The 6947-nt window shown below is 43.1% G+C and carries 9 protein-coding genes; 5 read left to right on the top strand and 4 right to left on the bottom strand.

Translation table 11 applies throughout. The features are described 5' to 3' along the window. Positions 1-54: 54 nt before the first annotated feature. Entirely contained in the window at positions 55-195 is a 141-nt protein-coding gene (locus F6K20_RS18170) for a hypothetical protein (RefSeq protein WP_154659633.1), read from the bottom strand. A gap of 121 nt (positions 196-316) precedes the next feature. Between F6K20_RS18170 and F6K20_RS18175 the strand changes: the two genes are divergently transcribed. The 3 genes from F6K20_RS18175 (at position 317) to F6K20_RS18185 (ending at position 3266) form a co-directional block, all read left to right on the top strand. Next, on the top strand, positions 317-1354 hold the full coding sequence (locus F6K20_RS18175; protein ID WP_008177760.1) for an ATP-grasp domain-containing protein: 1038 nt from the start codon (positions 317-319) through the stop codon (positions 1352-1354). Positions 1355-1425: 71 nt separating this feature from the next. After that, positions 1426-1992, top strand: coding sequence for a GNAT family N-acetyltransferase (locus tag F6K20_RS18180; protein ID WP_008177758.1), 567 nt, complete (start codon positions 1426-1428; stop codon positions 1990-1992). Positions 1993-2510: 518 nt separating this feature from the next. Next, positions 2511-3266, top strand: a complete 756-nt coding sequence (locus F6K20_RS18185; protein ID WP_008177756.1) for a cysteine dioxygenase family protein — start codon at positions 2511-2513, stop codon at positions 3264-3266. Positions 3267-3430: 164 nt separating this feature from the next. On the opposite strand, the gene F6K20_RS18190 is transcribed toward F6K20_RS18185, so the two are convergent. Both F6K20_RS18190 and F6K20_RS18195 read right to left on the bottom strand, forming a co-directional pair. Beyond that, positions 3431-3583 (bottom strand): hypothetical protein, encoded by a 153-nt coding sequence (locus F6K20_RS18190; protein ID WP_158026672.1) that lies wholly within the window; start codon positions 3581-3583, stop codon positions 3431-3433. 57 nt (positions 3584-3640) lie between these two features. Continuing rightward, the gene (locus F6K20_RS18195) at positions 3641-4840 is read right to left on the bottom strand and encodes a homocysteine biosynthesis protein (RefSeq protein WP_008177754.1); all 1200 of its coding nucleotides are present in this window, start codon (positions 4838-4840) and stop codon (positions 3641-3643) included. 11 nt (positions 4841-4851) lie between these two features. Between F6K20_RS18195 and F6K20_RS18200 the strand changes: the two genes are divergently transcribed. Both F6K20_RS18200 and F6K20_RS18205 read left to right on the top strand, forming a co-directional pair. After that, positions 4852-4992 (top strand): hypothetical protein, encoded by a 141-nt coding sequence (locus tag F6K20_RS18200; RefSeq protein WP_287266380.1) that lies wholly within the window; start codon positions 4852-4854, stop codon positions 4990-4992. 110 nt (positions 4993-5102) lie between these two features. Beyond that, positions 5103-5225: a hypothetical protein gene (locus F6K20_RS18205; protein WP_287248785.1), complete on the top strand. Its 123-nt coding sequence runs from the start codon at positions 5103-5105 to the stop codon at positions 5223-5225. Positions 5226-5356: 131 nt separating this feature from the next. On the opposite strand, the gene F6K20_RS18210 is transcribed toward F6K20_RS18205, so the two are convergent. Beyond that, complete coding sequence (locus F6K20_RS18210; protein WP_008177751.1) at positions 5357-6550, bottom strand: AI-2E family transporter; 1194 nt, start codon at positions 6548-6550, stop codon at positions 5357-5359. Between the last annotated feature and the right edge of the window lie 397 nt (positions 6551-6947).

Raw genomic sequence — 6947 nt, forward strand, 5'->3', positions numbered from 1 at the left:
ATCTCATTTTTGCAATTAAACAAAAATTCTAATAAAATTCCCAAACTGCCTACACTACCCACCCTCCCTAAAATCCCCACGCTTCCGACACTTCCGGCACTTCCCTTCTTTTTTACAAAGATGAGATGCACCCAGTAGGGAGTAGGGAGTAGGGAGTAGGGAGTAGGGATTAGGACAAAAATTTTTGTACCTCATCAGTATGATAATTGCTATAAAAGGAGTAGAAAAGAGTTAGCAATCGGTATAGTAAAATCAGCATAGTAAAATCAGCTTGTAATTTAATGAAAGTAAGAAGTAATATAAGAAGTAATGTAAGATGAAATTACTTTCCATTTGCAATCCTTCTCGATACTCTAGTCCGTTACTGGACATACCCATATTTTACCAACGGCTAGCCCTCGACGAACGATTTGAATTCTTCCACATCCCTACTGAGGGCGTATTCACCCAAGGAGCGAAGACTGAATCGATTCAGGTAGCTTCGGTGAAGGGAATACTACCTTACACTACCTTTCTCGAATTAGATTCACAAGCCCAGGATTTGCGATCGCTAGAGGAGTTTGACTTGGTATTTTGTCGCACCTTAAAGCCTTTTCCTGAAGGATATCTAGATAGACTACGATTGTGGGAACCGTTTGTAAAATTTGTTAACAGTCCTACTGGAATTCATGAGCAAATTCAGCAAGAATTCTTCCTCAAAGTAGCCAGTAAATTTACACCAGACATGATAGTAACCAGTAGCTGGATGGAAGGATTGGCTTTTTTTGAAAAGCACCAAGTTATTGTGGCTAAGCGATATAATAGTTGTGGTGGTAGAGGAGTTTTTAAAATTTGGGATCACAACGGTCATTTCTTAGTGGATAATCCCTTTGCAGCTACCAGGGAGTTTAGTCACTTTTCCGAGGTGATGAATTATCTGAAAGGTTCCACAGGTAAACCACTACAATTTGTGAAATACTTGCAGCGAGTTGATGTGGGAGACAAGCGGATTGTTGTGGTAGATGGTGAAATTTACGGTGCCTATATCCGCCGTTCGAAAAGTGGTCATTGGGTGCATAATGTCAGCGTAGATGGAGAATGTTTCTTATCAGATATCAGCTCTGAAGAAAAAGAAGCAATTCACGCTACCTTTAAACACTATCGCTGTCGGGGTATACATACCTTGGGATATGACTTTTTGATGAATGATGAGGGTAACTGGTGCATTAGCGAAATCAATGGAGGAAATATTGGTGGCTTTGCTAGATTAGAACTGTTAACCAACCAATCGATAATGGAGCGATTGTTTAGCTGGATGATTGAGTTTTATCGAAAGCCGAGAAAAAACCTATCGTTATCTTTGGTTGAGGATTAGGAGTGTTTAGTTCTCTAAATTATAATTGAGAGAGAGCAAATAATTACGGGCAACAAAATAAGTGCAGAAAAATGTCAACTAAACAAGAGAATTTCTGTGCAGATTTATCAGAGCATCCCAACATTCTGGTAAGGCAATATAAAGAGACTGATTTTCAAGCAATTGCATCTATCTATAACGAGTCTATCGTTGCAGGCAACAGTACGATGGATTGCCAATTTTATACCGCTGAGGACATGGAAGTACTCGCGAATAAGTTTGGCGATCGCGAAACCATACTGGTTGCAGAACGAGAAAGCTGTGTTATCGGGTGGGGTGTCATCAAGCGCTATAGCCCTCGCTTAGGCTACCGTGTTTGCTGCGAGATTTCGATTTATTTTTCTTTAGCGGAAACCGGTAAGGGTTACGGCAGTATTTTACAAACAGCATTGCTCAAGAAAGTTGAGGAGTTTTGCTATCACCATGTCGTTGCTAAAATTTTGGGCTGCAATCAAGGGAGTATTGAATTTCACAAGCGATTTGGATTTGAGGTTGTAGGTGTTCAAAAAGAAATTGGGTTTTTCAAGGGACGCTGGCACGACATGGTTATTATGCAGCTTGTTTTATCCCATATCTTACCTTACCGTCCTGAACTATAACATTCTGTGTTTTAGTTTTGAGCATGGGAGGAGCTTGCAACGGATAGTTCGAGCGGATGTAACGGATAGCAATATGGGAAGGAGGTCGAAGAGGTGCAGCGATTTCTTTATCGTTTCAATCAGGCTTGCTATAGCTTGAATAAATCTTTGATGATATGAGGAATAATCATCATGTGTTCTGAATCAAAATAAGCTGAGATATTTCTCAATTTTTTTCAGACGATAGTGAGGAATTTATCAGCTTTCTCTCAGCCTAGAGCTTTAAGGTTTATACAGTCAAGTCAACCAGTGAGGAATTATTAGTTAGGTAAATCTAGGGATGAGGGATTAAGTATTAGGGATTAGGCTTTGAATAGTAAACTCTAACAGCATTCCCCTAACACCATTCTCCCACCTAGTAATACTATCAATTTCGGTTAATCCATTCGTAGGATGGTTAATCCGATTTTGTTAATTTTCAATTTTTAAGTCTCTATTTTCAGAGAATCAAGTTTTTTAAAAAATTAGAGGATGGCAAAATGATTCAGATTATTACTGGCATGAAGACTTCTGTATCCGACCAAAGTCTTCCCAAGAGTATCCAGCGCTTAATTAGTAATATCCAAAGTCAGTCGGTATTGGTACCGAAAATTGCTCGTTTGTGCATTTTGGATGCACGCATCTCACCGGAAGACTTGATGGGATGGGCTGACTTTGATCATCCCATCACCGACAGCTACGGTCGAAAGCTACTGTACGAGTGTGGTTCCTTTGAAATTATGGTGATGTCTTGGGCTCCAGGAGACTACAGCACGATTCATGACCACGGCACAGCCCAATGGGGAGCAGTACAGTGCTTTGGCGAGGCGGAACACTACGTGTATACCTTAACAGATGGAGTGCTGCAAACCCTGAAGCGACTGGACTATAGCTCTGGAGAGGTAAAGGCGGTAGCTGACGATATGATTCACCAGATGGGCAACCCCGGAGAATCCTGCTTTTTTAGCCTTCATGTATACGGGACCGAAAACTCCAAGGGCTCGATTACTAGCAACGCACGAATCTTTGACCTGCTTGAAGGCAGCATTCAACGCACTGATGGAGGGGTGTTCTTCTGCTTGCCAGAGACACAAATTAAAGAGCGGCACTACGGCTTACAAGCAGACACTGATACCACGCTCAGACACCACGAAAAAATGCGCGATCGCATTTGTCGAATCCTTGCAGTAGAGGACAATCCTCTACTCCGCTCAAAATTAGCTGTGTTAGACGAGCAAATGTCACAGCTCAAGTAAGCTAAAGATAATTGGTAATTGCTAATTGGTAATTGCTAATTGGTAATTGCTAATTGGTAATTGCTAATTATTACTTTTCAAGTAAGCATTCAGCTGTCAGCATTCAGCTGTCAGCCTAATGCTTAAAATAAACATCGAACAGGATAATTTAATAGTTTGAGATTTTAAAGAATTGAAAGTTTGGGGATTTGCCTATCTAAGTATTCAGCCGTTGGCTGATAGCACCTCAAGTAGCACAGGCTTCTAGCCTGTGATGTACCCCATAAGCTGATACGCGACACGCTGATAGCTGTTGGCGTAGCCTGCGCGTAGCGCATATGCTTACCTTTTCAATTTTCAGTTTTTAATTTTAAAATGACCAATGACTAAATCAATCAATCCAAACTAATTTGTGAACCCCATAGGTCTTGAGGTAGAAATGAGCGGTCCATTGGAATTGGTGCTACTGGTTCAGTTAGGGTAAATTTGCCACTCTCAATCCATTGCTTTAATTCCATAGCAACTTGCCGGGAGAGGAAAATACTAGCAAGAGGAGCTACACGTACTAATTTACCATCAATAGTGATCCGACCAGACTTCAGCTGAGCGTAGCTGACTAACCCAAAGGTTGGACGCACCCGTCTAGGAATGGCAAAATCTACCACTGGTGCAACAATGTCTTGATCTTGTACAGCACAACGTTGCACTACTTCTTCATTCAGTACTGGCATTGGTACGCCCACACCCAGCATCAGAGAGGGGCCATAATTTTTAAAGTAACAACCCCGCACCCATTTGGGGTTCATTTGCTTGGCATCTCCAATTAAAGCTAGAGTTGCTGCTGGTCCTATGGGTGTCTGATTGGGAAGGCGTTTTTGCAGTGGGAAGTGTTGGGTCCCTTCCCAAGCAATATAGCCAATACCTCCACCCATAAAAATCCGTGTGCCAATACCCACTAGCTTCAGTTCCGGATCATTGATTAGGGGTGAGATTGCTCCTGGGTTAGAGTAAACCGCATTGGAGAGTTTGGGCTGCAGCAAACCCAGATAAGTATACAAGGGGCGATCGCCTCCATTCACCCCTACAATGAAGTTTTGATACAGATTGCGGGGATTGAATAAGTAAAACTGATTAATCCTATCCTTAGTGATCGTGGTCTCAAAGGAGCTTCTAGGATAACAATCTGTCACCTGTCCAAGGGCTTGCAGGTTGACCGGTTTCCCAGCAATCAGGTCTTCAATGACATGACCACCACCCCTTTGCCTATGTTCTTCCATATCTGGAATCTCACGGTTATCTGGGTAGTCAACAACTTGAGTTGCTCCCAAAAACAAATCCACTGCTCCGAAGCCAGTGTAAGCTGGAACCCCATCTAACCAACATTTCCGTATTTTCACGGGTGGGTCAGTATGTCCCAAATTCATGATTGCTCCGGAAGACTCCATCTGCTCAAAGGTACCGGTAGTAATGATGTCTACTTCTTTCGCCGCCTGAGTCACACCGATGTCTGCCACCCGTGCTTTTAATTCTTCCACTGTCCACACTACGGCACAGTTACCCTCGATTTTGTCATTAATTTGAGCAATGGTTCGCATAGGGATTGGGAATGAGGAGAAGGGTTTTCCAAAATATCACTTGTCAGTGGTATCTTAGCTTACCTCCGTCAGCCGAGGGTGATCATAGGCAGTTGTTAAGTAAGTATTCAGCTATCAGCTATCAGCTATCAGCTATCAGCTATCAGCTATAGCGCTTTTTAAGCTAGTAAGGTACAAGTTTTTGGGTTTTAGGGAGCAGGGAGCAGGGAGTAGGGAGCAGTAAAGTCAGAAGAGGGAAAAGGTAAAAAATTATGTGTACCTCATGAGGCTAAAAACCGCTATATCAGCTATCAGCTATCAGCTAATGCGCACGCTACTTGAGGTGCTTTTGAATACAACAGGTAAGCATTGGAATAATGCTGAGTTACGTCAGCACCTCAAGTAGCGTGGACCTTTTGCCCACGGCTGACGGCTGACGGCTGACGGCTGACGGCTGACGGCTGACGGCTGACGGCTGAATGCTTAAGTTGTTAAAATCCATAGCTCGCGTTGTAACGGTTGAAGGCTTATGAAGGTTTACTCTTCCTCCTTCTCGATTTGATCTGATTTGTCGGATTTGGGGTGATTGTCCGATTCAGTGCTATCCTGGGAATCCTGTGATGTAGTCGGGCTGGCTAAATCAGGATCTGGTGATGCGATCGCAACGATTTCTGAAGGGGTCTGGGTATGTCTGATGGATATCGGACTAGTTTTCCATTGATCGAGGATATCTTTAATTAAAACTTCTTTGAGCCAAACCTGACCAACTACTGTTAATGGTAAAGCTAACAGTAAACCTAAAAAACCAAAGAATGTCGCGAAAAATACCTGAGCCAAAAGGGTTACTGCTGGTAGCAGGGATACCTGTTGCTTCATGACCAGGGGAGTTAGCAAATTACTTTCCACCTGCTGAATAATAATGTAGAGAATTAAAACAGCGATCGCTTTCCAGGGTGCATCTAGTAGAGCGATCGCAATCGGTGGGACTACACTCAATCCAGGGCCAATATTGGGGATAAATGTCAAGATACCTGCCAAAGCCGCCTGTGCCAGTGCCAGTTTAACTTGTAGGATGACCAAACCCACAAAACTTAAGCCAGAAATGGCAGCAATGTTAACGAGAATGCCTACTAACCACCCCCGTAAAGAGTGATCACATAGAGTCAAAATTTCATCAACTCGACGGCGATAGAAAGACGGGAAAAGTCGTATAAAGCTTTGACGATAAGCGTTGGGGTCAGCCAGTAGCATTATGGTCAAAACTAATACCAGCAAAACTTGGGCTACTACAGCCAAAGAGTTAAAGGCAATGGAGAATCCACCACCCAATAACTGATTAAGTAACGGTTGTAGCTGTTGAATTAGCTGATCTATTTGGAGCTCGGGGAAAGTAATCAGATCTGGGGGAAGACGCGCTGACAACACCTCCAACCACTGACCTAATTTTTCTATACCCCTAGGAACTTGATCAGTTAACTCTAGGACTTGGTCGGCAAAGGGTGGCACAATTAGCCAGTAAAACCCTACGGTTAGAGCAACCATCAGAAGAATTGACAGCAGCACAGCAAAAAGCCGTTTGATGCCAACCCGGCGGAATTTTTCCACCAAGATATTTAAGGCATTGGCAAGTACCACAGCAGTAAATATCAGCAGCAGTACTTTACGGATTTGCCACAGGATGTATAACGAAAGGATAAAGGCAAGTAGACCAATCCATGTGCCTAGACTCATGGTAAAACCTCGCAGTGGCTCTATGCAGTCCCAGACCTAATTTTAGTTGTATGGGGCTCAAAAACCTGATCTTACCTCAATTCTACAGATTTTAGGTTTTCAAATTTTAGGTTTTAAAAGAGACAGGATGCGATTAGCCCGAAGGGCTACGCTACGCGAACGCTCCGGGAGCAGAAGATGGGGGTGATGGGGTGATGGGGTGACAAGCAGCTTGAAAGGGAGGGTGACCGGGTTTAGGTAGGGTATCCTGCCCCTCGGGAAACATAACTATGCTCTTTTGAGTCTAATTAATCGCTTATACTCATCCTCAAGGAAGATATATTTAATGTTTATTTCCCATCGTTGGCAGTCCAGAATCGCTCTACTCACAGCATTGGGGATCACTTCAACTGTAGCG

The sequence above is a fragment of the Moorena sp. SIO2C4 genome (assembly GCF_010672485.1).
Classification (GTDB): Bacteria; Cyanobacteriota; Cyanobacteriia; order Cyanobacteriales; family Coleofasciculaceae; genus Moorena; species Moorena producens.

Bases quoted from the DNA above. Each gene is read 5' to 3' on its own strand.
- F6K20_RS18170 (WP_154659633.1), bottom strand. From the start codon at position 195: ATGAGGTACAAAAATTTTTGTCCTAATCCCTACTCCCTACTCCCTACT.
- F6K20_RS18175 (WP_008177760.1), top strand. From the start codon at position 317: ATGAAATTACTTTCCATTTGCAATCCTTCTCGATACTCTAGTCCGTTA.
- F6K20_RS18180 (WP_008177758.1), top strand. From the start codon at position 1,426: ATGTCAACTAAACAAGAGAATTTCTGTGCAGATTTATCAGAGCATCCC.
- F6K20_RS18185 (WP_008177756.1), top strand. From the start codon at position 2,511: ATGATTCAGATTATTACTGGCATGAAGACTTCTGTATCCGACCAAAGT.
- F6K20_RS18190 (WP_158026672.1), bottom strand. From the start codon at position 3,583: ATGCGCTACGCGCAGGCTACGCCAACAGCTATCAGCGTGTCGCGTATC.
- F6K20_RS18195 (WP_008177754.1), bottom strand. From the start codon at position 4,840: ATGCGAACCATTGCTCAAATTAATGACAAAATCGAGGGTAACTGTGCC.
- F6K20_RS18200 (WP_287266380.1), top strand. From the start codon at position 4,852: ATGAGGAGAAGGGTTTTCCAAAATATCACTTGTCAGTGGTATCTTAGC.
- F6K20_RS18205 (WP_287248785.1), top strand. From the start codon at position 5,103: ATGAGGCTAAAAACCGCTATATCAGCTATCAGCTATCAGCTAATGCGC.
- F6K20_RS18210 (WP_008177751.1), bottom strand. From the start codon at position 6,550: ATGAGTCTAGGCACATGGATTGGTCTACTTGCCTTTATCCTTTCGTTA.